Source organism: Paraburkholderia sp. GAS41 (assembly GCF_050436545.1).
GTDB lineage: Bacteria > Pseudomonadota > Gammaproteobacteria > Burkholderiales > Burkholderiaceae > Paraburkholderia.
Genome location: NZ_JBNDMK010000004.1, coordinates 178,433 through 204,370 on the forward strand (window position 1 = coordinate 178,433; position 25,938 = coordinate 204,370).

General features: G+C 62.9%; 22 protein-coding genes. 12 read left to right on the forward strand and 10 right to left on the reverse strand.

What is annotated here, in order from left to right; all coding sequences use genetic code 11:
* Positions 1-105: 105 nt before the first annotated feature.
* Positions 106-438 (reverse strand): hypothetical protein, encoded by a 333-nt coding sequence (locus P3T43_RS08880; RefSeq protein ID WP_429280668.1) that lies wholly within the window; start codon positions 436-438, stop codon positions 106-108.
* 229 nt (positions 439-667) lie between these two features.
* On the opposite strand from P3T43_RS08880, the gene ompR reads away from it, so the two are divergent.
* The 4 genes from ompR (at position 668) to P3T43_RS08900 (ending at position 4,221) form a co-directional block, all read left to right on the forward strand.
* Positions 668-1,402 carry a two-component system response regulator OmpR gene (gene ompR, locus P3T43_RS08885; protein ID WP_006048917.1) on the forward strand — a complete coding sequence of 245 codons (735 nt, stop codon included), beginning with the start codon at positions 668-670 and terminating at the stop codon, positions 1,400-1,402.
* Positions 1,403-1,446: 44 nt separating this feature from the next.
* Positions 1,447-2,796 carry an ATP-binding protein gene (locus P3T43_RS08890; protein ID WP_429280669.1) on the forward strand — a complete coding sequence of 450 codons (1,350 nt, stop codon included), beginning with the start codon at positions 1,447-1,449 and terminating at the stop codon, positions 2,794-2,796.
* A gap of 276 nt (positions 2,797-3,072) precedes the next feature.
* Positions 3,073-3,621, forward strand: coding sequence for a peroxiredoxin (locus P3T43_RS08895; protein WP_429280670.1), 549 nt, complete (start codon positions 3,073-3,075; stop codon positions 3,619-3,621).
* A 75-nt stretch (positions 3,622-3,696) separates the two neighbouring features.
* Entirely contained in the window at positions 3,697-4,221 is a 525-nt protein-coding gene (locus tag P3T43_RS08900) for a carboxymuconolactone decarboxylase family protein (protein WP_429280671.1), read from the forward strand.
* A gap of 816 nt (positions 4,222-5,037) precedes the next feature.
* On the opposite strand, the gene ispF is transcribed toward P3T43_RS08900, so the two are convergent.
* The gene (ispF, locus tag P3T43_RS08905) at positions 5,038-5,517 is read right to left on the reverse strand and encodes a 2-C-methyl-D-erythritol 2,4-cyclodiphosphate synthase (RefSeq protein WP_429280672.1); all 480 of its coding nucleotides are present in this window, start codon (positions 5,515-5,517) and stop codon (positions 5,038-5,040) included.
* A 32-nt stretch (positions 5,518-5,549) separates the two neighbouring features.
* A complete protein-coding gene (ispD, locus tag P3T43_RS08910; protein WP_429280673.1) occupies positions 5,550-6,260 on the reverse strand; it encodes a 2-C-methyl-D-erythritol 4-phosphate cytidylyltransferase in 711 nt (236 codons plus the stop codon).
* Positions 6,261-6,382: 122 nt separating this feature from the next.
* Between ispD and mfd the strand changes: the two genes are divergently transcribed.
* The 4 genes from mfd to mscL all read left to right on the forward strand — a co-directional run bounded on the left by mfd (position 6,383) and on the right by mscL (position 12,946).
* Positions 6,383-9,862, forward strand: a complete 3,480-nt coding sequence (mfd, locus tag P3T43_RS08915) for a transcription-repair coupling factor (protein ID WP_429280674.1) — start codon at positions 6,383-6,385, stop codon at positions 9,860-9,862.
* 119 nt (positions 9,863-9,981) lie between these two features.
* The gene (argE, locus tag P3T43_RS08920) at positions 9,982-11,232 is read left to right on the forward strand and encodes an acetylornithine deacetylase (RefSeq protein ID WP_429280675.1); all 1,251 of its coding nucleotides are present in this window, start codon (positions 9,982-9,984) and stop codon (positions 11,230-11,232) included.
* 152 nt (positions 11,233-11,384) lie between these two features.
* Positions 11,385-12,407: a threonine/serine dehydratase gene (locus P3T43_RS08925; RefSeq protein ID WP_429280676.1), complete on the forward strand. Its 1,023-nt coding sequence runs from the start codon at positions 11,385-11,387 to the stop codon at positions 12,405-12,407.
* A 92-nt stretch (positions 12,408-12,499) separates the two neighbouring features.
* Positions 12,500-12,946, forward strand: coding sequence for a large conductance mechanosensitive channel protein MscL (gene mscL / locus P3T43_RS08930; protein ID WP_429280677.1), 447 nt, complete (start codon positions 12,500-12,502; stop codon positions 12,944-12,946).
* Positions 12,947-13,088: 142 nt separating this feature from the next.
* On the opposite strand, the gene P3T43_RS08935 is transcribed toward mscL, so the two are convergent.
* The 3 genes from P3T43_RS08935 to P3T43_RS08945 all read right to left on the reverse strand — a co-directional run bounded on the left by P3T43_RS08935 (position 13,089) and on the right by P3T43_RS08945 (position 17,323).
* Positions 13,089-15,077: a response regulator gene (locus tag P3T43_RS08935; RefSeq protein WP_429280678.1), complete on the reverse strand. Its 1,989-nt coding sequence runs from the start codon at positions 15,075-15,077 to the stop codon at positions 13,089-13,091.
* A 54-nt stretch (positions 15,078-15,131) separates the two neighbouring features.
* A complete protein-coding gene (locus P3T43_RS08940) occupies positions 15,132-15,611 on the reverse strand; it encodes a response regulator (RefSeq protein WP_429280679.1) in 480 nt (159 codons plus the stop codon).
* A 101-nt stretch (positions 15,612-15,712) separates the two neighbouring features.
* On the reverse strand, positions 15,713-17,323 hold the full coding sequence (locus P3T43_RS08945; RefSeq protein WP_429280680.1) for a sensor histidine kinase: 1,611 nt from the start codon (positions 17,321-17,323) through the stop codon (positions 15,713-15,715).
* A 390-nt stretch (positions 17,324-17,713) separates the two neighbouring features.
* Here P3T43_RS08945 and P3T43_RS08950 point away from each other — a divergent pair, with 390 nt between their 5' ends.
* Positions 17,714-18,208, forward strand: coding sequence for a hypothetical protein (locus P3T43_RS08950; protein WP_429280681.1), 495 nt, complete (start codon positions 17,714-17,716; stop codon positions 18,206-18,208).
* Positions 18,209-18,242: 34 nt separating this feature from the next.
* Here P3T43_RS08950 and P3T43_RS08955 read toward each other — a convergent pair whose 3' ends face one another.
* Positions 18,243-20,765 (reverse strand): AsmA family protein, encoded by a 2,523-nt coding sequence (locus tag P3T43_RS08955; protein ID WP_429280682.1) that lies wholly within the window; start codon positions 20,763-20,765, stop codon positions 18,243-18,245.
* Between the two features lie 189 nt (positions 20,766-20,954).
* Here P3T43_RS08955 and P3T43_RS08960 point away from each other — a divergent pair, with 189 nt between their 5' ends.
* Positions 20,955-21,683, forward strand: coding sequence for an ABC transporter ATP-binding protein (locus tag P3T43_RS08960; RefSeq protein ID WP_429280683.1), 729 nt, complete (start codon positions 20,955-20,957; stop codon positions 21,681-21,683).
* A complete protein-coding gene (locus tag P3T43_RS08965; protein ID WP_429280684.1) occupies positions 21,680-22,486 on the forward strand; it encodes an ABC transporter permease in 807 nt (268 codons plus the stop codon). The genes P3T43_RS08960 and P3T43_RS08965 overlap by 4 nt, the downstream gene beginning before the upstream one ends.
* Before the next feature lie 33 nt (positions 22,487-22,519).
* Here the strand turns inward: P3T43_RS08965 and P3T43_RS08970 are convergent, their stop codons facing one another.
* A complete protein-coding gene (locus P3T43_RS08970) occupies positions 22,520-23,080 on the reverse strand; it encodes a DUF6013 family protein (RefSeq protein ID WP_429280685.1) in 561 nt (186 codons plus the stop codon).
* A gap of 216 nt (positions 23,081-23,296) precedes the next feature.
* Positions 23,297-24,319: a zinc-binding alcohol dehydrogenase family protein gene (locus P3T43_RS08975; protein WP_429280686.1), complete on the reverse strand. Its 1,023-nt coding sequence runs from the start codon at positions 24,317-24,319 to the stop codon at positions 23,297-23,299.
* Between the two features lie 175 nt (positions 24,320-24,494).
* Here P3T43_RS08975 and P3T43_RS08980 point away from each other — a divergent pair, with 175 nt between their 5' ends.
* Positions 24,495-25,457 carry a LysR family transcriptional regulator gene (locus P3T43_RS08980; RefSeq protein WP_429280687.1) on the forward strand — a complete coding sequence of 321 codons (963 nt, stop codon included), beginning with the start codon at positions 24,495-24,497 and terminating at the stop codon, positions 25,455-25,457.
* Positions 25,458-25,496: 39 nt separating this feature from the next.
* Here the strand turns inward: P3T43_RS08980 and P3T43_RS08985 are convergent, their stop codons facing one another.
* Positions 25,497-25,820, reverse strand: a complete 324-nt coding sequence (locus P3T43_RS08985) for a hypothetical protein (RefSeq protein WP_429280688.1) — start codon at positions 25,818-25,820, stop codon at positions 25,497-25,499.
* Positions 25,821-25,938 lie beyond the last annotated feature (118 nt).

A 25,938-nucleotide genomic window follows, 5' to 3' on the forward strand; every position in this document is an offset into this window, starting at 1 on the left:
CTGCCGACTCAACGGCAGATCAGGCGGGAAAGTTGACGGACGAAGTGCAACGAAATTTTTCACGCATGTTGCGGCACGCGTTAAGGGGCGCTGGGAACAGGCGCCCTAGCGCTTGTACAACTCACGCACGGCGTCTTCAATATGCTGGCGCAGCAAGCGGCGTTCTTCCGGCGTCATATGACCGTCGCGACGACGTTGATCGAGATCGGGGGGAACTGCAGTGCGCATCATGGCGTCTGAAGCAGGGTGATCGACGTCGGGAGTGTGAGGCTGGTGGGGTAGTTTGGGGCCTCGGGAATGAGGCGCGTGTGCGGACGATGCCCGTTCGTCGGTGGACTGGGCATGGGCGAGCGTAGGGTCTAATGTGGCCGCGAGGCTACCGGCCACTGCCAGCGCAATCACGCTTAGGCGCAGATTCGGCCAAACCCCTCCCTTCATCTTGTTCCCTTCGTGGTGCGGCAACCGGCTACCCTAAATGCGTGTACAAACCCCGGAAAGAAGCCGGGAGCGAGAATTTTAGTCGAGTGAAGTATCCACCGAACAGCCGCATTCAGTAAAGCAGTCTACCTGCCACCGCTTTACGCCGTGCCACAGTGCGGGTAAATTTTGTAACTGACTGTAACCCGCGAATTGATGCAAACTCGCGCCCCTTTGTAATCGCGCTAAGATGCCGACCATGGAAACCAAAAACCCTTCGAAAATCCTCGTCGTCGACGACGATCCGCGTTTGCGCGATCTTCTGCGCCGTTACCTTGGCGAACAGGGCTTCAACGTCTACGTCGCCGAAAACGCGCCGTCCATGAACAAGCTGTGGGTGCGCGAGCGTTTCGACCTGCTGGTGCTCGACCTGATGCTGCCGGGTGAAGACGGGCTCTCGATCTGCCGGCGTCTGCGCGGCAGCAACGACCGCACGCCGATCATCATGCTCACGGCCAAAGGTGAGGATGTGGACCGTATCGTCGGCCTCGAAATGGGCGCGGACGACTATCTGCCCAAGCCGTTCAACCCGCGCGAGCTGGTGGCCCGGATTCACGCGGTGCTGCGTCGCCAGTCGCCGTCCGAGTTGCCGGGTGCGCCGTCCGAGACCACGGAGGTGTTCGAGTTCGGCGAATTCGCGCTCAACCTGGCCACTCGCACGCTGACCAAAGCCGGCCAGGAAATTCCGCTGACCACCGGCGAGTTCTCCGTGCTGAAGGTGTTCGCCCGTCATCCGCGCCAGCCGCTGTCGCGCGAAAAGCTGATGGAACTGGCGCGCGGCCGCGAATACGAAGTGTTCGACCGCAGCCTCGACGTGCAGATTTCGCGTTTGCGCAAGCTGATCGAGCCCGACCCGGGCAGCCCGCGTTTCATTCAGACCGTCTGGGGTCTTGGCTACGTGTTCATTCCCGACGGCGCAGCCTGAGCTTGTCCGCGCTTTCCGTTTCTGTTCTCAGATAAGAAGGGCCCATGCGGATCGACCGGCGCCTCCTGACGCTCGCGTTCGGCGGCCTTTTCTGGCGGACCTTTCTGTTGATCGCATTGTTGATCGCAGTCAGTCTCGCCGCCTGGTTCCAGAGCTTCCGCGTGATCGAACGCGAGCCGCGGGCGCAGCGCGTGGCGCTGCAGCTCGTCGCCATCGTGAAGCTCACGCGTACCGCACTCCTCTATTCCGATCCCGACCTGCGGCGTGCGCTGCTGCAGGATCTGGAGAGCAATGAAGGGGTGCGCGTGTATCCGCGCGAAACGACTGACAAGTACAAACTGCAACCGGACGAGTCGCTCAACCGGTTGATCGAACACGACATCCGCGGACGGCTTGGCGACGACACGGTGATCGCGCAATCGGTCAACGACATTCCCGGCGTGTGGATCAGTTTCAAGATCGACGATGACGACTATTGGGTAGCGCTCGACCGCGACCAGCTAGACAACGCCACGGGACTGCAATGGGCCGGCTGGGGGGTGTTCGCGCTGGCGCTGTCGCTGTTCGGCGCAGCTTTTATCACGAGTCTCGTGAATCGGCCATTTGCACGGCTCGCCATGGCCGCACGCAAAGTGGGCTCGGGACAATCGCCGGAACTACTGCCCGAACGCGGCATGGGCGTCGCCGCCGAAACCAATCGCAGCTTCAACCAGATGGTGCAGGACCTCGAACAGCTCGAGGCCGACCGCGCGCTCATGCTCGCCGGTATCTCCCACGACCTGCGCACCCCACTCGCCCGCTTGCGGCTCGAAACAGAAATGAGCCCATCGGACCAGACGACCAAGGACGCGATGGTCGACGACATCGAGCAGATGGACATGATCATCGGCCGGTTCCTCGATTACGCGCGACCGGTGCAACGGGTCCCCGAACCGGTCGACCTTTCCGTGATCGCACAGGAACTGGCGGCGCGCATGTCGTCTGAAGATGGCATGCGGCTGATCACGCGGCTTGCGCCGTCAGCGGTCATTGAAGCCGACGAGACCGATATGCGACGCGTGATCGGCAATCTGCTCGAGAATGCGCGCAAGTACGGACTGAGCGAAGGTGACGGCATTCCGCACGTGATCCTCGAGACGCGGGTATCGCATGCGCGCGTCGAGCTGTCCGTGGTCGACGAAGGACCGGGGATCCCGGAAGATCAGCTGGCGCTCGTGACCCGGCCGTTCTACCGCGTCGATTCGGCGCGCACGCAGGCCAATGGCACGGGTCTCGGCATGGCGATCGTGCAGCGCCTGGTGGGCCGCTATCGCGGCGGTCTGCGCCTGCGCAACCGGACTCCTGGACCGGGCCTCGAAGTCACGATCGAATTTCCGCTCGCCAAGGGCGCCTAGCGCGCCGCCTGCGTTACCCGGTCGCATGCTGCAGCGCACGACCGCCCTCACCCTCCGCGCAACGCTCTTGCCGCGAAAGCATCGGAAGCGGTGACATTTGAACAATCTATCGACGCAGTGAAGAATAACTATCCGGTTTATTAGTTAAAAACTATTGATGCGATGCATCAATAGAGTTATAATTTCTCCTTTGTAACGCATTCGTTACAGCAAGCAGGTAGCTTGAACAGGCTGTTTTATTCACTCATTGGCAACCTTTCACAGGGAGTATTCCGCATGAAAACCGTTGGCGACAAACTCGAAGCGTTCACCGTCACCGCAGCCAAGCCGGGCTTCAACAATCACGAAGAAAACGGCGTGTCGGCGTTCGAAGAAATCACCGAACAGTCGTTCCCGGGCAAGTGGAAAATCATTTACTTCTACCCGAAAGACTTCACTTTCGTGTGCCCGACGGAAATCGTCGAATTCGGCAAGCTGGCGAATGATTTCGCGGAACGTGATGCTGTCCTGCTGGGCGGCAGCGTGGACAACGAATTCGTGAAGCTGGCATGGCGCCGTGAGCACAAAGACCTGAGCAAGCTGAACCATTACGCATTCGGCGACGTCAAGGGCGAACTGATCGACCAACTGGGCGTGCGCGACAAGGAAGCAGGCGTGGCGCTGCGCGCAACGTTCGTGGTCGACCCGGACAACACGATCCAGCACGTTTCGGTGAACAACCTGAACGTCGGCCGTAACCCGGAAGAAGTGCTGCGTATTCTGGACGGTCTGCAAACGGACGAACTGTGCGCATGCAACCGTGCCGTTGGCGGCGCAACGCTGTAAGCGTTGCAGTGGGAAGCCCGCTAAGCTTGAAAGAGCCAGCGGGCTTTTTTATCGGCAACCTGATAGGAGATATCAATGGAATTCTTGTCTGCGATTAAAGCGCTTGTTCCTGATTACGCTAAAGACATACGTTTGAATCTGGACGGCACGATTGCGCGGTCTTCCCTGGAAGGCACGGATGCGGTGGGCGTTGCGCTCGCGGCGGCGTTTGCTGCGAAGAGCCCGGTGCTGGTCGAGGCGATTCGCAATTCGGGGGTGTTGTCGCCTGAGGAGATCAATGGCGCGCTGACGGCTGCTGCCTTGATGGCGATGAACAATGTCTGGTATCCGTATGTCGAGATGACAGACAATGCCGATTTGAAATCGCAGCCGGCCGGGTTGCGAATGAATGCTTATGCTTCGCATGGCGGCGTCGACAAGCGGCGGTTTGAGATGTATGCGCTTGCCGCTTCTATTATTGGTAAATGCCATTTTTGCGTTAAATCACATTTTGATACGCTTGTTGGTGAGGGGATGAGTTCCACTCAATTGCGGGATGTGGGCCGCATCGCGGCGGTTGTTAATGCGGTCGCGCAGGTTGTTGTGGCTGAACAGAAGTAATCTGGTTTTTTTGTATTTTGGGGTTGGGGCGCTGCGCGGGGGTTTGCGTGGCGTCTTTTGCGGTTTGGCTGGTTTTTTTGCCTGCCGGCGCTTGGGATTTTGTTGTTGGTGTGTTTGCTTGCGGCGCTTTTTTGGCTGGTTTCTTGCGGTGTTGGCCTTTCCTTGTTTTGTTAGTGGTCTATTCGCTTCGCCCCTGTGCGGGGCAGCACTCACTTTCTTTGCCGCCGCAAAGAAAGTAAGCAAAGAAAGCGGGCTCATATCGCCAGCCAATAGTGAGCCATCTCTTTTGTGTACCGGAAACGGCCCAACACGAGACGTGCCCTCGCACCACCCACGCTAGTGACGCAGCACTCATCCGTTCCAGCGTTGCGCTACGCGCCCCGCCGTTGGGCATAACGGCATCTGCAAAGTCTGTAGGTATCCGAACTATTCTTGGAATTTTTCAACAACATTTTGCGGCCTGGATATCTTGTGTTCCGGCAAGCCAAATGGCACACGCTATATACTTCGCACGCCTACCTTTCCGGGCAAACCCGACGGCGGGGCGCGTAGCGCTACGCTGGAACGGATGAGTGCTGTGTCACTAGCGTGGGTGGTGCGGGGGCGCGTCTCGTGTTGGGCCGTTTCCGGTACACAAAAGAGATGGCTCACTACTGGCTGGCGGTGTGAGCCCGCTTTCTTTGCTTACTTTCTTTGCGGCGGCAAAGAAAGTAAGTGCCGCCCCGCACAGGGGCGAAGCGAATAGACCACTAACAAAACAAGGAAAGGCCAACACCATAAGAACCCAGCCAAACCGCCGCGCAGGCAAAAAACCAATCACCTCTTGATCAACAAAACCGCAGCCTGAGCCTCAATCCCCTCAGCCCTACCAAGATACCCAAGTTTCTCATTAGTCTTGGCCTTAACATTAACCCGGTCAAGCGGCAGCTTCAGATCTTCAGCAATATTCACGCGCATGGCTTCAATATGAGGCGAGAGTTTAGGCGCCTGCGCAATCACCGTACTATCCACATTCCCAATCGCAAACCCAGCCTGAGCTACCCGGGCCGCGCACTCGCGCAACAGCACACGGGAATCCACCCCGGAAAACTTCGCGTCGGTATCAGAAAAATGCCGCCCAATATCGCCCAGCGCGGCAGCGCCAAACAGTGCGTCGGTAATGGCATGCAACAGCACATCCGCATCCGAATGCCCCAGCAAGCCCCTCTCGTAAGGCACCGTCACGCCGCCAATAATGAGCGGCCGCCCTTCCACGAGCGCATGCACGTCATACCCTTGTCCGATTCTGAAATCCATAGCTTGAAGTCCGTTATCAACCATAAAACTCGTCAGGAAGCCGCCGGCCGGCTAAGAATCGCCTCGGCCAGGTCGAAATCTTCCGGATACGTAACCTTGAAATTGCGCAAGCTGCCCTGCACCAGCCGCGGCGCATGGCCCAGCCACTCGATCGCGCTCGCCTCGTCCGTCAGGTCGTGCCCGTCCTGCTGCGCCCGCAAGATCGCCTCGCGCAACATGCCAATCCGGAACATCTGCGGCGTCTGCGCCTGCCAGAGCCCGTCGCGTGGCTCGGTCCGCTCGATCCGCGCACCGCTGTCCGGCGCAATCCGCTTCAAGGTGTCCGCCACCGGCAGCGCCATGATGCCTCCCACCGCGTCATCCTTGAGCGCACCCGTCAATGTGCGGATCAGCAACGGGGTGATCCCCGGCCGGGCGGCGTCGTGGACCAGCACCCAGTCGTCGTCGAGGGCGCCGAACTCCGCCAGCGCGTGCAGGCCGTTCAGCACCGAGGCCTGGCGCGACGCCCCGCCACAGCGGCGCACAGCGAACCGCAGGCCGGCAAAGCGGCGGGCGTCGAAATGCTGGTCGTCGGTGGCGATCACCAGCAAGGTCTGGGTGAACTCGCTGCAGGCGTCGAACGCGGCCAGCGAATAGTGCAGCATGTCGCGACCGGCTACAGTGCGATATTGTTTGGGCATCGTGGCGCCGGACCGGCTGCCGGTGCCTGCACATGGAATCAGAGCAAAAAGACGTGAAGTCACTGGTGCGGACGCCGCAAAAGTCAAAGTAAAGGACGGATTTTATAATAGGTCCTTCGCATCCACGCCATGACACGCGTAAACTTGCCGCTCACGTGTGACCCACCGGCCGCCTTTTCCCCTTTATGCCAGACATCGCCGCATCATCGCAGTCCTCTCCGCCCGTCGCGCTCGTCAAGGCCGGCCAGCGTTTCGCCTTCGACGGCACGCACGGCTCGTCCGACGCCCTGCTGATCGCCCGCTACCACCTGGCCTATCGCGAACAGGTGCCGCTCCTCGCGGTCGTCTGCTCGAGCGCGGTCGACGCCCAGCGGCTCGCGCAGGAAATCAGCTTCTTCGCCCCCGAAGCCCGCGTGCGCCTGCTGCCCGACTGGGAAACACTGCCTTACGATACTTTCTCGCCGCACCAGGATCTCGTCTCCGAGCGCCTCGCCACCCTCCACGACCTCGGCGAGGGCCGTTGCGACATCCTGCTGGTGCCCGCCACCACCGCGCTCTACCGGATGCCGCCCGCCTCGTTCATGGCGGCCTACACCTTCTCGTTCTCGCAGGGCGAGCGTCTCGACGAGGCCAAGCTGAAGGCCCAGTTGACACTGGCCGGCTACGAACACGTCAGCCAGGTGGTGCGGCCAGGCGAATATTGCGTGCGCGGCTCGCTGCTCGACCTGTATCCGATGGGCTCACCGCTACCGTACCGGATCGACCTGTTCGACGACCAGGTCGACTCGATCCGTGCATTCGACCCCGACACGCAGCGCAGCCTCTATCCGGTGAAGGACGTGCGTCTGCTGCCGGGCCGCGAATTCCCGTTCGATGAAGCCGCTCGCACCGCCTTTCGCAGCCGCTGGCGCGAAGTGTTCGAAGGCGACCCGAGCCGCGCCTCGATCTATAAAGACATCGGCAACGGCGTGCCGTCGGCGGGCATCGAATACTATCTGCCGCTGTTCTTCGAAGAAACCGCGACGCTGTTCCACTATCTGCCCGAGCGCGCCCAACTGGCGTTCGTCGGCGATCTGGATGCGGCCATCAAGCGCTTCACCAACGACACCAAGCAGCGCCACAATTTCCTCTCGCACGACCGGGATCGGCCGATTCTGGAGCCGCAGCGCCTGTTCCTCTCGGACGACGACTTCTTCACGCTCGCCAAGCCGTTCGCGCGCCTCGTGCTGCCGGCCAATGCCGGCGGCGGCTGGTCCACGCCGCTGCCGAACCTGGCCATCGACCGTCACGCGGACGACCCCATTGAAGCGCTGCGCGCCTATCTGGAGACGACGCCGAATCGCGTGCTGTTCGCCGCCGAATCGGCTGGCCGGCGTGAAACGCTTCTGCAATTGCTGGCCGACAATCGTCTGCGGCCAACCTCGAGCGACAGCTTCAACGACTGGCTGAGCGGCGACGAACGCTACGCGCTCGGCGTGGCACCGCTGTCCAGCGGCTTTGCGGTGCCGGCCGAAGGCATCGCCATCGTCACCGAAACCGAACTGTACGGCCCGCTCGCGCGGCGCGCCGGACGGCGTCGCCAGGAACAGGCCAGTAACGTCGATTCGATGGTGCGCGACCTGTCCGAGCTGAAAGTGGCCGATCCGGTGGTCCATTCGCAACACGGCATTGGCCGCTACATGGGCCTCGTGACCATGGATCTCGGCGAAGGCGAAACCGAATTCCTGCACCTCGAATATTCGGGCGAGAGCAAGCTGTACGTGCCGGTGTCGCAGTTGCACGTGATCTCGCGCTACAGCGGGGCCGATCCGGAAAGCGCGCCGCTGCACTCGCTCGGCTCGGGCCAGTGGGAAAAGGCCAAGCGCCGCGCTGCCCAGCAGATTCGCGACACCGCCGCGGAACTGCTGAACCTCTATGCACGCCGTGCCGCCCGCGAAGGCCACGCGTTCAAGCTCGATCCGCGCGACTACGTGAAATTCGCGGAAAGCTTCGGTTTCGAAGAAACCCCCGACCAGGCCGGGGCGATTGCCGCCGTAATCGGCGACATGACGAGCGGCAAGCCGATGGACCGCCTCGTCTGCGGCGACGTCGGTTTCGGCAAGACCGAAGTCGCGTTGCGCGCGGCCTTCATCGCCGTGATGGGCGGCAAACAGGTCGCGCTGCTGTCGCCGACCACGCTGCTCGCCGAACAGCATACGCAGACCTTCACGGACCGCTTCTCCGACTGGCCCGTGCGCATCGCCGAACTGTCGCGCTTCAAATCGACCAGGGAAATCAGCGCCGCGATCCAGCAGATCAACGACGGCAGCATCGACATCGTGATCGGCACGCACAAGCTGTTGTCGTCGGATGTGCAGTTCAAGCGTCTGGGCCTCGTCATCATCGACGAGGAACACCGTTTCGGCGTGCGCCAGAAAGAAGCCTTGAAGGCTCTGCGTGCCGAAGTCGACGTGCTGACGCTCACCGCCACGCCCATCCCGCGTACGCTCGGCATGGCGCTCGAAGGCCTGCGCGACTTTTCGATCATCGCCACCGCGCCGCAAAAGCGCCTCGCGATCAAGACCTTCGTGCGCCGCGAGGAAGACGGTGTGATTCGCGAAGCCATGCTGCGCGAATTGAAGCGTGGCGGCCAGGTCTACTTCCTGCACAACGAAGTCGAGACGATCGAGAATCGCCGGCAGATGCTCGAGGCGCTCGTCCCCGAAGCCCGCATTGCCGTCGCGCATGGGCAGATGCACGAGCGCGAACTCGAACGGGTGATGCGCGATTTCGTCGCGCAGCGCGCCAACGTGCTGCTCTGTACGACCATCATCGAAACCGGCATCGACGTGCCGAGTGCCAATACGATCCTGATTCACCGCGCCGACAAGTTCGGCCTCGCGCAATTGCATCAGTTGCGGGGCCGTGTGGGCCGCTCGCATCACCAGGCGTATTCGTATCTGCTGGTGCACGACCCGCAAGGCTTGACCAAGCAGGCGCAGCGCCGTCTCGAAGCCATCCAGCAGATGGAAGAACTCGGTTCGGGCTTCTATCTGGCCATGCACGACCTGGAAATCCGCGGCACCGGCGAAGTGCTCGGCGACAAGCAATCGGGCGAGATCCAGGAGATCGGCTTCCAGCTGTATACGGACATGCTGAACGACGCCGTGCGGGCGCTCAAGGAAGGCAAGGAACCCGATCTCACAGCGCCGCTCGCGGCCACCACCGAGATCAATCTGCACGCCCCGGCGATCCTGCCCGCGGACTACTGCGCCGATGTGCAGGAGCGCCTGTCGCTCTACAAACGGCTCGCAAACTGCGAACATAACGATTCGATCGATGGCATCCAGGAGGAACTGATCGACCGCTTCGGCAAGTTGCCGCCGCAGGCTCATGCGCTGGTCGAAACGCATCGTCTGCGGCTCGCCGCGAAACCGCTCGGCATTTCGAAAATCGATGCCGGCGAAGCGGTCATCGGCCTGCAATTCATTCCCAATCCGCCGGTCGACGCCATGCGGATCATCGAAATGGTGCAGAAACACAAGCACATCAAACTCGCCGGCCAGGACAAGCTGCGCATCGAGACCCGCACCCCCGATCTGGCCGTACGTGTAGCTACAGTGAAAGAAACGCTGCGGGCACTCGGCACACCCACACGCGGCACGACTGGCGCTGCGGCGCGCTAGAAGACAGCCCGGCCAATCACGATGCTGCGGTGCGCAAGCCGCACCCGGCATCGTGGTGGTTTAGCCCGGCCCCGGGTTTTTTCGGTATGATCGAAAGACTTAAAAGCCGGAGTCTTGTCATGTCTCACGTCGCTGACTCAGCGCCTCTCGCACAAACGCCCGCCTCTTCCGCCGCACCTTCTGCGCACGCTTCCTCTCCCGCTTCGCTCCCTTGGGTTACACGCCTCGTATCGATGGATACGGTAAGCCGCAATCCGAATCTCGGCCTGATCGAAACCGTGCGCGACGAACTGCGCGGCCTCGGTATCGAAGGCATGCTCACCCACGACGCGAGCGGCAAGTGGGCCAATCTGTTCGCCACCATTCCTGCCCACGACGGCGAGACGAATGGCGGCATCGTACTGTCCGGCCACACGGATGTCGTGCCGGTCGACGGACAGAACTGGGACAGCGATCCGTTCAAGCCCGAAATACGCGGCGACAAACTCTATGGCCGCGGCACCTGCGACATGAAAGGCTTCATTGGCGCGGCGCTGACGCTCGTGCCCGACATGCTGCGTACGAGGCTGGCCAAACCGCTTCACCTCGCGTTGTCGTTCGACGAGGAAGTCGGCTGCGTGGGCGCGCCGCTTTTGATCGCAGACCTGATGAAACGCGGCATCAAGCCGGACGGCTGCATCGTGGGCGAGCCGACCAGCATGCGTCCGATCATTGCGCACAAGGGCATCAACACCTACCGGTGCTGCGTGCGCGGCCAGGCCGCCCATTCCTCGTTGACACCGCAAGGACTGAACGCCATCGAGTACGCGGCGCGCCTGATCTGCTACATCCGCGATATGGCGGACCAGTTCCGCGAGCAAGGCCCGTTCGACGAACTCTACGACGTGCCGTTCACGACGGCGCAGACCAGCACCATCGAAGGCGGTAACGCGATCAACACGGTGCCGGCCGAATGCCGCTTCCAGTTCGAGTTCCGCAATCTGCCGACACTCGACCCGGAGCCGATCTTTGCGCGCATCGATCAATACGCCCGCGAAACGCTGCTGCCGAAAATGTTGCGCGAGCATCCGTCCGCGGCGATCGAGTTCTCGAAGATTGCCGCGGCGCCGGGGCTCGATTCGTCGGAGCAGGCTGCCATCACCCAGCTCGTGCGTGCCTTGACCGCCGACCAGGACAAACGCAAGGTCGCCTACGGCACCGAAGCGGGGCTCTTTTCGCTGGCAGGCATTCCGGCCATCGTGTGCGGGCCTGGCGACATTCAGCAGGCGCACAAGGCCAATGAGTTCGTTGCGCTCGAACAACTCGCCGCCTGCGAACGCTTCCTCGGCAAGGTCATCCACAGCATGTCGGTCGACGCACACGCGCATTGAGTCCGTGCAATCCAGATTGAAGCCGCGCTCGAGTGCGCGGCTGAATCGCTCTGCGATTGCATCGAAGCCAGCCGGCCTGAATGGACCGATCTGAACTGAACTGAATCAGGGCCGCCCGACTCCAAACATCACGAACGCTATCTGCCCACGCCATGTCCACCGCCACGCCGCAGCATACCGACCACACCATCGACGGCGAGCCGATTCCCACGCTCGACGACATCGCCACGCAGCATTTTGCGTTGACGCCGTGGGTTGCACGCACACCGGTGTTCGACAAACTGGACTTTTCGTCGCTGGAAGGCACCGTGGTGAACTTCAAGTTCGAACTGTTCCAGGCAGGCGGCAGCTTCAAGACACGCGGCGCGTTCACCCACCTGCTAGCACTCGATGAAGCGCAGCGCACGGCGGGCGTGACCTGCGTATCGGGCGGCAATCATGCGGTCGCGGTTGCTTATGCCGCCATGCGGCTGGGCATCGGCGCGAAGGTCGTCGTATTCCGCTCAGCCAACCCCGCGCGAATCGCGCTATGTCGTCAGTACGGCGCGGAAATGGTGGTGGCCGAGAACGGTACCGAAGCGTTCGAGATCGTACGCCGCATCGAAGCCGAAGAAGGCCGTTACTTCGTCCATCCCTACAACGGTTACCGTACCGTGCTGGGCACTTCCACGCTCGGTTACGAATGGGCCACCCAAAGCCCGGATCTCGACGCGGTGATCGTGCCGATTGGCGGCGGCGGTCTCGCTGCCGGCGTCTCGACGGCCCTGCGGCTCGCCAATCCGCGCATCCACGTGTATGGGGTCGAGCCGGACGGCTCGGACGCCATGGGCAAGAGCTTCGCGGCGAACCATACGATTCAGATGGGGCACATGTCCTCCATTGCGGATTCGTTGATGGCGCCGCATACCGAACAGTACAGCTACGAATTGTGCCGGCGTCACATCGACCAGCTGGTCACCGTCACGGACAACCAGTTGCGCTCGGCCATGCTGACGCTCTTCAACCAGCTGAAGCTCGCCGTGGAACCGGCCTGCGCAGCCGCCACCGCGGCGCTGCTCGGGCCGTTGCGCGAAACGCTGCAGGGTAAGCGCGTCGGTGTGCTGCTGTGCGGCACCAATATCGATCCGGTCAGTTTTGCGGCGCATATCGAACGCGCCCGCGCCCTTGGGTCATAGTTGCTTCAGCCCAGGGAATCAGGACCAAAGCACTACCCTATCCTCCGGACGTTGGCTATCATGGCGCCATCGACTTCATGGAGGAATCCCCGATGAGCATGGTCAAGGAGTTCAAGGAGTTTGCCCTCAAGGGCAACGTAATGGATCTCGCGGTCGGTGTGATTATCGGCGGCGCATTCTCCACGATTGTTAATTCCATCGTCAAAGATCTGATCATGCCGATCGTCGGCGTCGCTACCGGCGGGCTCGACTTCTCCAACAAGTTCATCCGCCTGGGTGAGATTCCAGCCAGCTTCAAGGGCAGCCCGGAGTCGTATAAAGACCTGCAAACAGCGGGCGTGGCTGCAATCGGCTATGGCTCGTTCATCACGGTGCTGATCAACTTCATCATCCTCGCGTTTATCATTTTCCTGATGGTGAAGTTCATCAACAACCTGCGCAAGCCGGCTCCTGTGGAAGCACCGCCGCCCGCTCCGACGCCGGAAGACGTGCTGCTGCTGCGTGAAATCCGCGATTCGCTGAAGAACGCGCCGCGCTGATGCGTCTCTGAGCCCTATCAGGGCTTTGCGGTTTACAGGCGCAAACAAACTCAAAAAGGCCTGCTGCGAGATATGTCGCAGCAGGCCTTTTTTGGTTGCCCATTGAGAATCAAACGCGAGCTACGCGTACCAATCCTTCGCACTACGTGGAATCAGCACCCGCGGATTTTTTGGCTTTCTGATTCGCCGCCGTCTCGATCAACTGTTCGAGCTGCCCGAAATTGACCGGCTTGGTCAGATGCGAGGTGAAGCCTGCACTGATGCAGCGGCGGACGTCCTCGTCGGTGCCAAAGCCGGTCAAAGCCACCGCCGGCACATCCGAGTGCTCGCGGAAAGCCTTGATGAAATCGAGCCCTGTGCCGTCCGGCAGGCCCACATCGCTCACGATCAGATCGAAGGTTGCCGACTGCGTGGCGGCCAGCGCGTCGGCGACGAGCCCGACGACGCTCACCTCGTGTCCGAGACTGCGGATCAGTTGTGCCATCACCTCGGCCGTGTCCACGTGATCCTCGATCAGCAGGATCGTCAGCGGGCCGGCGGGATGCCTGACTGACGGCGCCGGTACCACCGCTTCCTCCGCGGGCTTCGCGGCCGTCGGCAGGGTGATGATAAAGGTCGCGCCGCAGTGCGCCCCCGGACTTTTCGCCAGCACCGTGCCGCCGTGGACATCGGTCAAGGCTTTCGTGATGGCCAGTCCCAATCCAAGCCCGCCGAATTGCTGGGTCATGTTCTGGTTGCCCTGCTCGAACGCATTGAAGAGCTTGCCGATCTGCTCGGGCTCGATGCCGATTCCCGTGTCTTCGATCGAGATCTGCACGTGCATGCGTTCGTCGCGCGTGCGCACGTAAATGTGGCCGCCGTCCGGCGTGAACTTGGCGGCATTGCGGATCAGGTTCCACAGCATCTGCTGCAGCCGCGCGCGATCCGCCAGCACATAGTGGTGCTGAGCGGCCGTGTCGACGTGGACATCCTGCTGCTTGACCTGAATCTCGCTGCGAAACAGTTCCAGCACGCTGTCGATGACCTCATGCACATTCACGGTTTCGAGCGACAAACGCAGCTTGCCGTTCGCCACCCGGGTGAGATCCAGCAGGTCGTCGATCAGGCGCGCCTCGAGTTCCACATTGCGGCGGATCATCAGCACGCACGAGCGGGCCTGCTCGGGCAGTTCGGGGATCAGTTCGAGCACGCGCGCCCCGGCCAGCACCGGCGTGAGCGGCGTGCGCAGTTCATGCGAAAGCATCGCCAGAAACCGGTCTTTGGCGCGATTCGCTTCTTCCGCCGCGTGCCGCGCGGCCTGCTCCGAGGCGAGCAGACGTTCGCGCTCCTCGATCGCCTCGCGCTGCGGATGGATGTCCGTGCAACTGCCGAACCACTTTCTGACCACGCCATCGGAATCGCGCATGGCGACGATTCGGACGTCGAACCAACGGTATTCGCCGTCGTGACGGCGAATACGTAATTCATGCCGATAGTCGCCCGCGTCGCTTCTGACCGCCTTGAGCCAGGTCCGGCGGATTTCCTCGCGATCGTCCGCGTGAACCGCTTCGAGCCAGGCGAGACCATACGAGTGACCTTCGTCGAGACCGGTGTACTCGAGCCATTGCTTCGACAGGAAATCACAGTCGCCGTTGGCGCCGTAGGTCAGCACGAGGTGCGGCAGCGCCTCCGACAAGGTCCGGTAATGCAGTTCGCGATCGCGCAACCACACGGCTTCCGCGGAGGCCTTTTGCAGGCGCACCTGGGAAAGCACGCGTTCGACGGCCTCCGGCAGATAGTCGAGGTAATCGCCGGACTTCGGCACCACGTCCGATACACCTGCGCGCAGCGCCTCGATGACGCGCGACTCGTCCGTGAAACCGGTGACGAGAATCGCCGGAATCCGCACGCCTTCGGCGCGCAGACGGCGGAAGAAGTCGAGCCCGGTCTCCGGACCGTTCAACTGGTAGTCGAGCACCAGCAGATCCGGCTCGCCGCCGGTGATCCGCTCGCGCGCGCTCACGACGTCCGCACAGAGCGTCACGCGGCAACCGGCCCGTTGCAGCGATTTGCGCGCAAGACGCAAGATGCCCTCGTCGTCATCGACGAGAAGCACGTAGGCTGCTGACGGCGTGGATACGTCTTCGGTCATGCTGGCTCTTTGATGGCTAGGTCCACTCTGGCAGACTTCACGCTGCTATGCCTCTTACGATGCGGCCAGCCGCTGGCCCTGCGGCAGCTTCACCACCTGCAGGAAGAAGCCGAGCCGGCGCACCGCCTCGATAAAGGCGTCATATTCGACTGGCTTCGTGATGTAGACATTGCAACCCAGTTCATAGCAGCGTTCGATTTCTCGCGGGTCGTCCGTGGTCGTGAGGACGATCACGGGCACGGCTGCCGTCTGCGGGGCTTCTTTCAGGCGGCGCAGCACTTCGAACCCGTCCACGCGCGGCATCTTCAGATCGAGCAGCACCACGAAGTTCGTCAGGTCCTGGCGCGGCGGAAGCTGGCTGGCCGCGTCGCCGGCCGGCGGATCGCCAAAAAAATAATCGAGCGCCTGCTGTCCGTCGGCAAACCGCAGAAAACCATTCGAAATACCCGCGCGGCGCAGGTTGCGTTCGACGAGGGTCGCATGTCCGTCGTCGTCCTCGATCAGAATGATACCGACCGTTTCCCCATTCTTCATACTGCCTCCGTGCCTGCACTTCGCAGGTGCGTGACTTTTTGTTTATGTTGCATGTTTTCGGTCTGGACGCCGCGGCGCAGCGCCGTTCCGACCGGTCCGGTTCACAGGCGCGCCGGCTGTTCGGGCAGCACGACGAAAAACGTCGAGCCGGCGCCCTCTGCCGATTCTACCCAGACCCGCCCGCCGTGCCGTTCGACCAAGCGCCGCACCAGCGCGAGGCCGATGCCGTCACCTTTCGCCACTTCGCCATGCAGGCGCTGGAAGGCCCGGAAAACTTTGGACATATAGGCTGCGGGAATACCGAGCCCGTTATCGCGTACATAATACGTGCGTGTGCGGAGCACCGGCGGCTCGCGCGCGCCCTCCGGTTCAGGCGCGCATGCCCCGACCTCGATGCGGCCCACCCGGTCCGGATCGAGAAAGTTGAGCGCATTGCCAATCAGATTGCTGAAAATCTGCTCGATCGCACCCGGATCGCCCCACGCCGGCGGCAACTCACGCACCGTGACCAGCGCGCCGCGCGCTTCGATCGCACCGGCGAGGCCATCCACGACGTGCGCCACCACCCGCCCGATACTCACGCGCTGCCATTGATACTCGAGCCGCCCAGCCCGCGAGATGCGCAACAGCGCCTCGATGATCGCCGCGGCGCGCGTCACGGCGGTGCGCAGGTAATACAGCGACTCGCGCACGTCGCTGTCGAGCACACGCGTCAGACGCTGCTCCTCATCCGCAGGCAGGCGGGAGCCTTCGATGGTGGTGCGCAGATCGTCGCAGGACACCTGCAGTTCCTTGGAAAAGCCCTGCAGGTTGACGAGCGGCGAGCGCAGATCATGCGACACGCTGTAGATGAACATCTCGTTGTCCTGGGTCTCCTGGCGCAAGGCCTCGTTGACCCCGGCCAGTTCTTTAGCGCGCGCCTCCAGCCGCGCCTTCAGCACCGCCTGCTCCTGCTCGGCGGCGCGCAGACGCGCGCCGGTCTCGTGCAGGATGGCGTCGAGCCCGGCGATCTCGTCATTGCCCGAAAGCGGCGCGCTCAACGGCCGGCCGTGGCCGAGGCGCTCGGCATTGCCGGTGAGCACTTCGAGACGGCGGCCAATGCTGCGGGCGAACACCAGCGCGGTGATGCCCCAGATCAGCATGGAACCGAGCACGGCGGCGATCAGCGCATATTGCTGGCGCGCCCGCGTCTGCGCGAGCGACGCGCTGCGCTCGGCGTCGAGCCGCGACTCTTCCGCGATGAACGCGTCGAGCTGGTCGCGAAAGAGTGCGACCTGGCGCGGCACCACATCGCCCTCGAGCGCCGCATACGAGGCCACGCTGCGCCCGTCGTGCAGGCCTCGCGAGATGGCGTCCGCCTGGGTCCGGTAAGCGTCGACCAGAGCGCGCATCGTCTGGACGCGCGCGACTTGCGGCGGCGTGTCCACCACCAGCTGTTCGAGACGATCGAGACGGTCGGCGAGATCGACCCACGCCGCGCGCCGGTCGATAAACATCGGATCGCCGACCACCATGCCCGTGCGGACCCGCGCAGCCTGGCGCAGCAGCGGGTCGATCAGCGACGACGACTGATACAGGATGTGCTTGCTATTGGCCACCCACAGCGCAGCTTGTGCCGCCTGCTGCTGGGTATCGAAGACGAGGCCGAGCAACGCCAGCTCGACGACGCTTGGCACGGCGATCAGCAGCAGACCCTTGGTGAATAGTTTCATGAACGCCTGGTTGTCTGTCCGGACGCGGCACGCGAAAGGCGGTGAACTGCGCGCTGCCCCCGCGCGACACAGGCCGCCGAACCGCCGCAGCAGAACCGGGTCATTATCGACGTGAAGCCGGGATATTTCAATCTGCCGCCCTTGAAGCGCTGGGCAACATAAAACCGTCTTTTTTTCATGGCAAACGACGCACGTACGCGGCCCGTGCGACTATCATTGAATCAGAAGTCTGGTGATAGGTGCTGGGATGCGAATGCGCGCGGCAGGGCGATTCGGCACGATTCGTGCGGATGGGTGTGCGGCAGATTGATCGTCGAATCACCGTGAGTCCGGCATTTTCGTATGCTATAAAAGATCGACGTGCGGCGGCGCGAAGCCGGGAGTGGTCGCATGAGGACGCTGCGTTTCTTGCAATTCTTTTTCAGGCGAATTTTTATGTCCTTCCCGAAAAAGCGTAGGCGCGCGAAGGTGGACGGCGAAGAGTCGTTCCTCGCCGTGCTGCGGCATTTCAAACCGTTCGGCCAGCTCGACACCAAAATCGCGCGAGCCCGCGCCCAGGACGAGCCCGTGCTCTACGCCCATGTGCTGCCCGGCCTCGACCTCCTCCTGTGCAGTGTTCGGGGCGCACAGCCGCCCTACCCGGCGCCGGCCGAGTTGCGGCGCCGCTGCATCGAATCGATCGCCAATGCTCTCGAGCAGCCGCTCGACGGACTGGAAAACGGCGGCTACTGGTACGAGGCCGACGGCTTCGGTTTTCTGGTGTTCGCGAGCCGTGCGCGCAGCCGGATCCTGCCCGAATTCGGTGCCACCCGTGCGGTAGGTGCGCGCCGCGGCGTGCGGCGGCAGGATGCGGCCGGCGACGCAGCGCCGCGTTCATTGCGTTAATTCTTCCGCGTTACGCCAGCGGTACCCCCTCCGTTTAACTGCCCTTATAAATAGCAGCACTCGCCGGCGACAGCACCGCCGGCGCGGCAGTCTTGCCCGAGCCCTTCGCTGAGGTCGAGGCCGGCGCCGTAGCCGACGCCGCGCCATCCAGCGACAACGGCGCTTTGGCCTTTTCCTTCTGTCCCGGCGGCGGCGCGGCCGGTTTCGTCCGCACATTCGCCAGCAATTGAGCGCACGGCAGCGGCTTGTTGTTGCTGGGTGCGATCAACGGAATCAGGGCGGCAAACGGATTGATCAGCCCGAGGCCGACCATTGCGCCGCCGCGCAGCGCGAGCGCCGTGGCATTGACGCCCACATGCGGGTCCTTGAAGGTCCCCTTCACGTACAGCGGCGAGCGCAATGAAAATATGCGGAAGCCCTTCGTGTGCGGATGCACGCCGAGATTCATGGTCTCGTCGCGCAGATTGACGTTGCCGTCGATGTCGATCACGGCGTCGTCGGTATCGAGCGCGAAGACGCGTGGATCGAGCACGCCGTCGGTCACCACGAAATCCGCGGCTGCGCAGTTGATCTTCACATCAGCGGTGCCGAACAGCTTTTCGTAGACCACATTCGCCACGTTCAGGCCCGCCGCTTCCATCAGCAAGCGGCTCACGGTGCCGTCGGTGACGAGTGCCTTCACTTCGCCGTTCGACGTGGCGGCCAATGCCGCCGGCGAATTGCCGGTTGCAGAGAGCGAGGCGTCCCCGTTCACTTCACCGAGTGCGTTTTGCATCGTCTTGAAGTTCGGGAACAGTTGCTTGAGTTTCAGATGACGCGCCGAGGTCGCAAAGCGGCCCTTCAAAGGCGTCGTGCCGCCGTCCAGATGAATCTCCGAGGACAGCGTGCCGCCCGCTACACCGAACGAAAGCGGCACCAGCGACAGCACTCCGTCGCTCAGCACCACATGCGTGTAGAGGTCGGTGATCGGCAGGTTCGGATTCTTGATGATGCGCCGGCCGGTGAATTTGACGTCGGCGTCAATCGCTTTCCAGCGGTCGGTGCGGAACTGCTCGACCGGCAGCACCTTGTTGGCCGGCTGCATCGTCGCATCGCCCCGCTTGGCCTTACTGGCGTTGGAATCGGCACCGATAACCGGGGCAAGATCGGAAAACTGCAGCAGGTTCGACACCAGATCACCCTGCAACTGCGGTCTCGGTTTGCTCGCCGTGTAGGTCAGCGAACCGTTCAGGTCGCTGCCGCCCACCCGGCCTGTAAAGTTTTCATACTTGAAGACGCTGTTGCTGCTTTTGAACTGGCCGACCAGACGGCCGTCCGTGGCATACGGCGGCGTATCGGGCAACGTCACGCCCGTCAACGCATACAGACGCGCCATGCTGGTGCCTTGCACCCACAGGCGCATATCGACGGCGGCGAGGTGGGCCGGATCGGTGAGCGTGCCGACGACTGCCACGTGGAGGAAGTCGCCGAACTTGACGTCTGCCTGAACCGGGAACGGCCGGTTGACGTCCTGCAGCGCGAGCACACCGCCCAGCTTGCCGCTGCCCGACACGGACGTCTGGTTATACGAGCCTTTGGCAGTCCAGCCGATCGCGTACGGCGGCACCGGTGGGCGCGCGCCGGCGCCCACGCTGCTGGCCGGGTTGATCGGCGCGGACGCGGCGGACGTCATGGTCGTGTTGCTCGCCGGGTTGGCCGCTGACGAAGTGCTCGAAGCGCCGTGGCTCGGAGCGGCAGCGATGGCATCGGACCCAGCAGATGCGCTCGTCGTAGCAGATGCGCCCGTTATGCCGCTTGCGCCCGTCGCGGCGGACGCGCCGGCGGTTCCCGATGCCGCAGCCGCCTCGGACGCCGCCGCAGCCTCCGACGCCGCGATGGCGTTGGACTGGGCCGCGAGCTTGTTGGCCCCCTGCTTGCCCACCACCTGCGCCGAGGCGCTGCGCGAAGAGTCTTCCTGTTGCTTCATCACCTCGCCGATGGGAATCGCCTGGCCGAGCGTGTCGACCACGACCTGCATCTCCACCTTCTTCTGCTGGTCGGCGAGCGCGATCGTGCCCTTGTCGAAGGCGACATCGTGCAGATCGAGCGTCCACTCGGAAGGGCCGGCCGACGACTTCAGCTTGAACGTCCAGTTGTCACGTCCATCGAGCAGCCGCTCGAGATCGACCGAGGGGTTCACCAGATGGATGGCCGGAATCACGATGTCATGCGCGAGCAGCGGCAGCACCTCCACCTCGAAGTCGATCTCATCGAGCGTCGCGAAATGGGGCTGTTTGCTCCACTCAGGATTCGCTATGGTGATGTTGGCCGCCGAAAAACGCGGCCACGGAACCCAGCCGCGCCAGCCGGTTTCACCCACCGGGTGACGCCAGCCCAGTTTCAGATCGCCTTCAATGACGAACTGCCGGCCAATTGCCTCGCTTACTTTCTGGTCGACCCAGGGACGGGCGCGATTCCAGTCGAACGTCAAAATAAAAATCGCCAGGGCGGCGATCAGGACGAGGATGACCGCCACTAACCATGCGATGATCTTGCCGATCGTGCGCGATGCTGCCATGAGACACTCCGGTTCTTGCTGTTTTGCGTATCGGACAGCAGTTAGCATGCCTGGTTCAGCGTGCCTCGCACGTCGGTCAGGCGTATCTGGCGCGATGCAACGCGCCCGGCGCAGGTTCGACGCTGCGTCCGCACGCTGCAGATTCGCGAAGCACGCGCGGCATTCTGGCCATGACCTACCTTCCCCATCATGACTGACACGCCCCTCGTAGATGCCTCGGACATTGCCCGGCAGGACCCGCAAAACGGGCACATGCTGCTGCAACCCACCCGCTTCGCGCTGCATGCGGGCGACCGGGTCGCCGTCACCGGGCCATCGGGCTCCGGCAAGAGCGTATTTCTACGCACACTCGCGCTGCTCGATCCGCTCGCCGGCGGGCAGATTGCCTGGCATGGCCAGCCCGTCGGACGCGCGTCGATTACGCATTACCGGCGCAACGTCGCCTATATCCGGCAACGGCCGGCGATTCTGGACGGCACCGTTGAAGATAATCTGCGCTACCCGTTCTCGCTGAAGGTCTATCGCGACGCCCGGTTCGATCGTGCGCGCGCCGCTTCCCTCGCCACTCGGGCCGGCCGGGGCGAACGCTTTCTCGACCAGCGTGCGAGTGAACTGTCGGGCGGCGAGGCGCAGATCACCGCACTGATCCGCGTGCTGCAACTCGACCCCGAAATCCTGCTGCTCGACGAACCGACGGCCTCGCTCGACCCCGAGTCGTCACTCGCCATCGAAGGCCTCGTAGAAGCATGGTTCAACGCCAGCGGACGAGCTGGCGCGTATGTGTGGGTGTCGCACGATCCGGTGCAGGCAAAACGCATGAGCTCGCGTCATCTGATCATGCGCGCCGGCGTGCTCGATGAAGCCGCCGTGAGCCACGCCTCGACGACCCACGACGATCACCTGGAGCCTCGCCTATGACCCTGCAAAACCTCAGCCTGTGGGATGTGGCGATCGCGGCGCTGCTGATCGTCGTGAACGGCGCGGTATCGGTGCTGCTCAAGCTCGATCTCGAACGCAAGCTGGCCTGGGCGGCAGTGCGGACCATCGTACAGTTGCTGGCGATCGGTTACGTGCTCGGCTGGGTGTTCCAGTTCGACCGCTGGTTTGTCGTTCTGCCGCTGATGGTGCTGATGACCTTGATCGCCGGTTTCGCGGGCGCGCAACGCGGCGCGCTCACCTACCAGGGTCAGCGCCGCGACAGCGTGCTGTCGATCTGGGTCAGTTCATGGCTGGTGGCGGCGGTGGGACTGTTCGTCGTGATCCGGATTCATCCGTGGTACGAGCCGCAATATGCCATCCCGATTCTCGGCATGATCCTCGGCAACACGCTCACCGGCGTGTCGCTCGGTATCGAGCGGATGACCGAAGAGCTGACCGCGCGTCGCGACCGCGTGGAGATGGCACTCGCGCTCGGCGCCACGCGCTGGGAAGCCGCTCAGGGGCCGGCACGCCAGGCCGTGCGGGCCGGCATGATTCCGACTCTCAACCAGATGGCCGTCGTGGGTGTGGTCAGTCTGCCCGGCATGATGACCGGTCAGGTGCTGGCCGGGCAGTCGCCGCTGCAGGCGGTGCGCTATCAGATCGTGATCATGTTCCTGATCGCCGCCTCTTCCGCACTCGGCACGGTGGGCGCGGTGCTGCTGACGTACCGGCGGCTGTTCTCTGCGGACCAGCGGTTTCTGGCATCGCGACTGATAGAGCGCGCCGCAGCCGGACGTTAGTCAGGCAAGGTGCCGCGCGGCAAACCAGGCGGCTCAGCGCTTCGCCGATACCGCCACCTGGGTCCCGTCGTTCAGGCTGAGCGTTTTCGTGCTGCCATTGGTCGGCATCGTAAAACGCACGATCTGACTGACCGTCACGCCGTTCGGACACTTGAGCGTCTTGCCCCCGCTCGTCACGGTTTTAGTGCCGTGTGGCGTCTGCGCCTGGAAGCTGAGCTGGACGGTGGCCGTCCCGTCGTTCGCGACGACCGGCGCAAAGCGGATTTGCGTTTGCCGGATCATCGCACCGTTGGTATCGACGGGTAGCGACGCATCGGCGGGACACTCGTCCACCGCCGCGACCGGGCCGCCGGGCGGCACCGTCTTCCATGTGAAATCGTCGGATTCGCCGGAGCGGATCGTGCGCGTTTCCTGCGCATTGCCGAACTGCTTCGACGTGACCTTGACGGTGTAGCGGATCGGCCCGTCCGTCGCGGCCTGTGAGGTCACCGTGATCGGCGTGGCCGCATGGGCCAGCGGGACAAGCGCGCTGGCCAGTGCGGCAACCACTGAAGCAGCAACGGAAACGGCGGAGCGTCTGAAGCACGGGCTCATGTTGTCACCTCCTCGTTGTGCCGCGCCACCCTCGCGAGGCGCGATGCGCGGCTATCTTTGCGTGGGAGCCCTGCCAGTCTAACGCCAAGCGGCTCCGAGCGCGCTTTCCGAGGATCGGGTGTTAACCCGCTTGCGGCGCTGCATTTTCTGCGGACATCATGTCGCGATTTCCGCACAATCAGCAGCCGCCGCAGCGGCCCATCACCGCCTCTGCCCTTACGCCGGGAAACCGGTCAGCACCAGCTTGCCGATGGCACGCCCTTCTTCCAGCAACCGATGCGCACGCCGCACGTTGTCTGCGTTGATCTCGCCCAGATCCTCGCCCACGGTGGTGCGCAAGGTGCCCGCGTCGATCAGGCGGCCCACTTCGGTCAGCAGTTTGTGCTGCTCGATCATGTCGGGCGTCCCGAACATCGAGCGCGTAAACATGAACTCCCAGTGAAACGCGGCGCTTTTGGCCTTCAGCAACTCGACAGGCAGCGGCCCGCTGTTTTCGACAATCGTACAAATGCCGCCTTGCGGTTTGATGACGGCCGCCGCTGCCGGAAAATGCTTGTCCGTATCGTTGAATATCAGGACATAGTCGACCTGCTCGAAGCCGATTTTCTTTAGTTGGGCCGGCATGTCGCCAAAGTGATCGATGATGTGGTCCGCGCCCAGTTCGGTCGCCCACTTTGCCGACGCCGGACGCGAGGCCGTCGCGATCACCGCCAGGCCGGCAAGCTGCTTCGCCAGTTGAATGCCGATCGAGCCGACCCCGCCCGCGCCGCCGATGATCAGCACCGAACGGCCCTTATCCGCACCTTGCGGCGACACGCCGAGCCGGTCGAACAGCGCCTCCCACGCGGTAATGGCAGTCAGCGGCAAGGCCGCGGCGTGACTGAAGTCGAGCGATGCGGGCTTGCGGCCGACGATCCGTTCGTCCACCAGGTGATATTCGCTGTTCGCGCCCGGCCGGGTGATGCTGCCGGCATAAAACACCGGATCGCCGACCTTGAACAAGGTGACCTCCGGACCCACCGCGACGACCGTCCCGGCCGCGTCCCAACCGAGCACGCGTGGGGCTTTTTCCACGGTGTCTTTCGGCGAGCGCACCTTGAAATCGACCGGGTTCACCGAGATCGCCTCGACCTTGACCAGCAGGTCGCGACCGCCTGCTTCCGGCTTCGCAAGCTCGACATCGAGCAATGCCTCGGGATGGTCGATGGGCAAATAGCGATGCAGACCGACAGCTTTCATGACAACTCCTGATTCGTTTGGAAGGGATGCGCGATAAAGAGCCATTCCGTCGCCGTGGGCTTGCAGGTGGCCCGAAGCCCGACTCTATCGCGCTCAGACTGTGATGATCTTAGGATGATATTTACTTATTTAAAACAGGCATAATGGCTTAAACATTTTCTTGGAAATCAGAAGAATGACATCCGCTGCCGCCTCTGCTTCGTTTCCCTCGCCAGCATTTCACGAGCGTGAACGGCTGGACCTGCTCGACGTCGCGCTGTTCGTTCGGGCTGCATTACTGGCCAACGTGTCGGCAGCTGGCCGCGAGTTCGGCCTGTCGGCCGCTGTCGCGAGCGCGCGGCTCGCGCAACTCGAACGCCTGCTTGGCGCGCGCCTGTTGCATCGGACCACCCGGCGTATCAGCCTGACCCAGGACGGCGAGATCTTTATGACGCGGGCCCAGACGCTGCTCGATGCCGCTGCAGCGGCACGCGCCGCGGTCGGACGGGCGCAAACCGAGCCGCAGGGACGACTGCGGGTATCGATGCCATCGTCGTTTGGGCGCCAGCACGTATCGCGGGCGATTCCCGAATTTCTGCGCCGCTATCCGGGCGTGAGCGTCGACCTGCGCCTCTCGGATCACCTCGTCGATCTGGTCGATGCAGGCGTCGATCTGGCGATCCGGATCGGCACACTCAAGGATTCGACGCTGGTGGCAAAACGTCTCGCCGTGAACCGGCGTGTCATCTGCTGCGCGCCCGCTTATCTGGCCGCGCATGGCGTGCCGCATCATCCGGCGGAACTCGCACAGCATGAGTGCGTGATCCTGTCGGACCAGCATACGTGGGCCTTCGAAACACCTGCCGGGCGCGTCGACGTGCGCGTGGGCGGGCGGCTCGCCACCGATAACGGCGAAGTGATCCGCGACGCGCTGCTTGCCGGGTTCGGGATTGCGCTCAAATCCACGTGGGACGTCGCACCTTATCTGCGTAGCGGCGAACTCGTGACGATCCTCGACAGTTACCCGCTCGCCGATACCGTGGCGATCTGGGCCGTCTACCCGAGCCGCACGTTCGTGCCGCCCAAGACGCTGGCGTTGATCGACTTTCTCGCCGCACACTTCAACGATCCGCCGTACTGGGACGTCGCGCCCGACTGAACGGGTCGCGAGGCGCATCGCCGGATGATGCGCGCACTTTTAGCGCTTGCCGTGCGGTTCGCGTGGCACCTTGCCGTCTGAATTCTCGTTACTGTGCGCGTCGTTCTGCGTCTTTTGCTGGTACTCGTCGCCGCCGCGCCGGTCGGTATCCTTCATGCCGCGCGCCAGATCGCGATGCGCCTGCTTACCCACGCTGCGTGGCTCGTCCTCATGTTGCGATTCGACGTTCTGATCGCTTTCATGCGGGAGCGGTGCCTCATCGTCCTGTCCCGCGCGCACGCCCTGTTTCGCGTGCGGATCCGCTGTCTTGTCATGCGTGTGCGGCTTGGTGCCGCCTTGCGACACTTGCGGTGATGTCTTCATTGCGTCCTCCTTTAGTGATTGCCTGTTTCGGTTTCCTGCGTGCCCGGGGGTTACCGCCTGCATATCGCCTGCATAGTGCCTGCATGCCGCCCGCATCTCGCTTGCGTTCGAGCGCGCC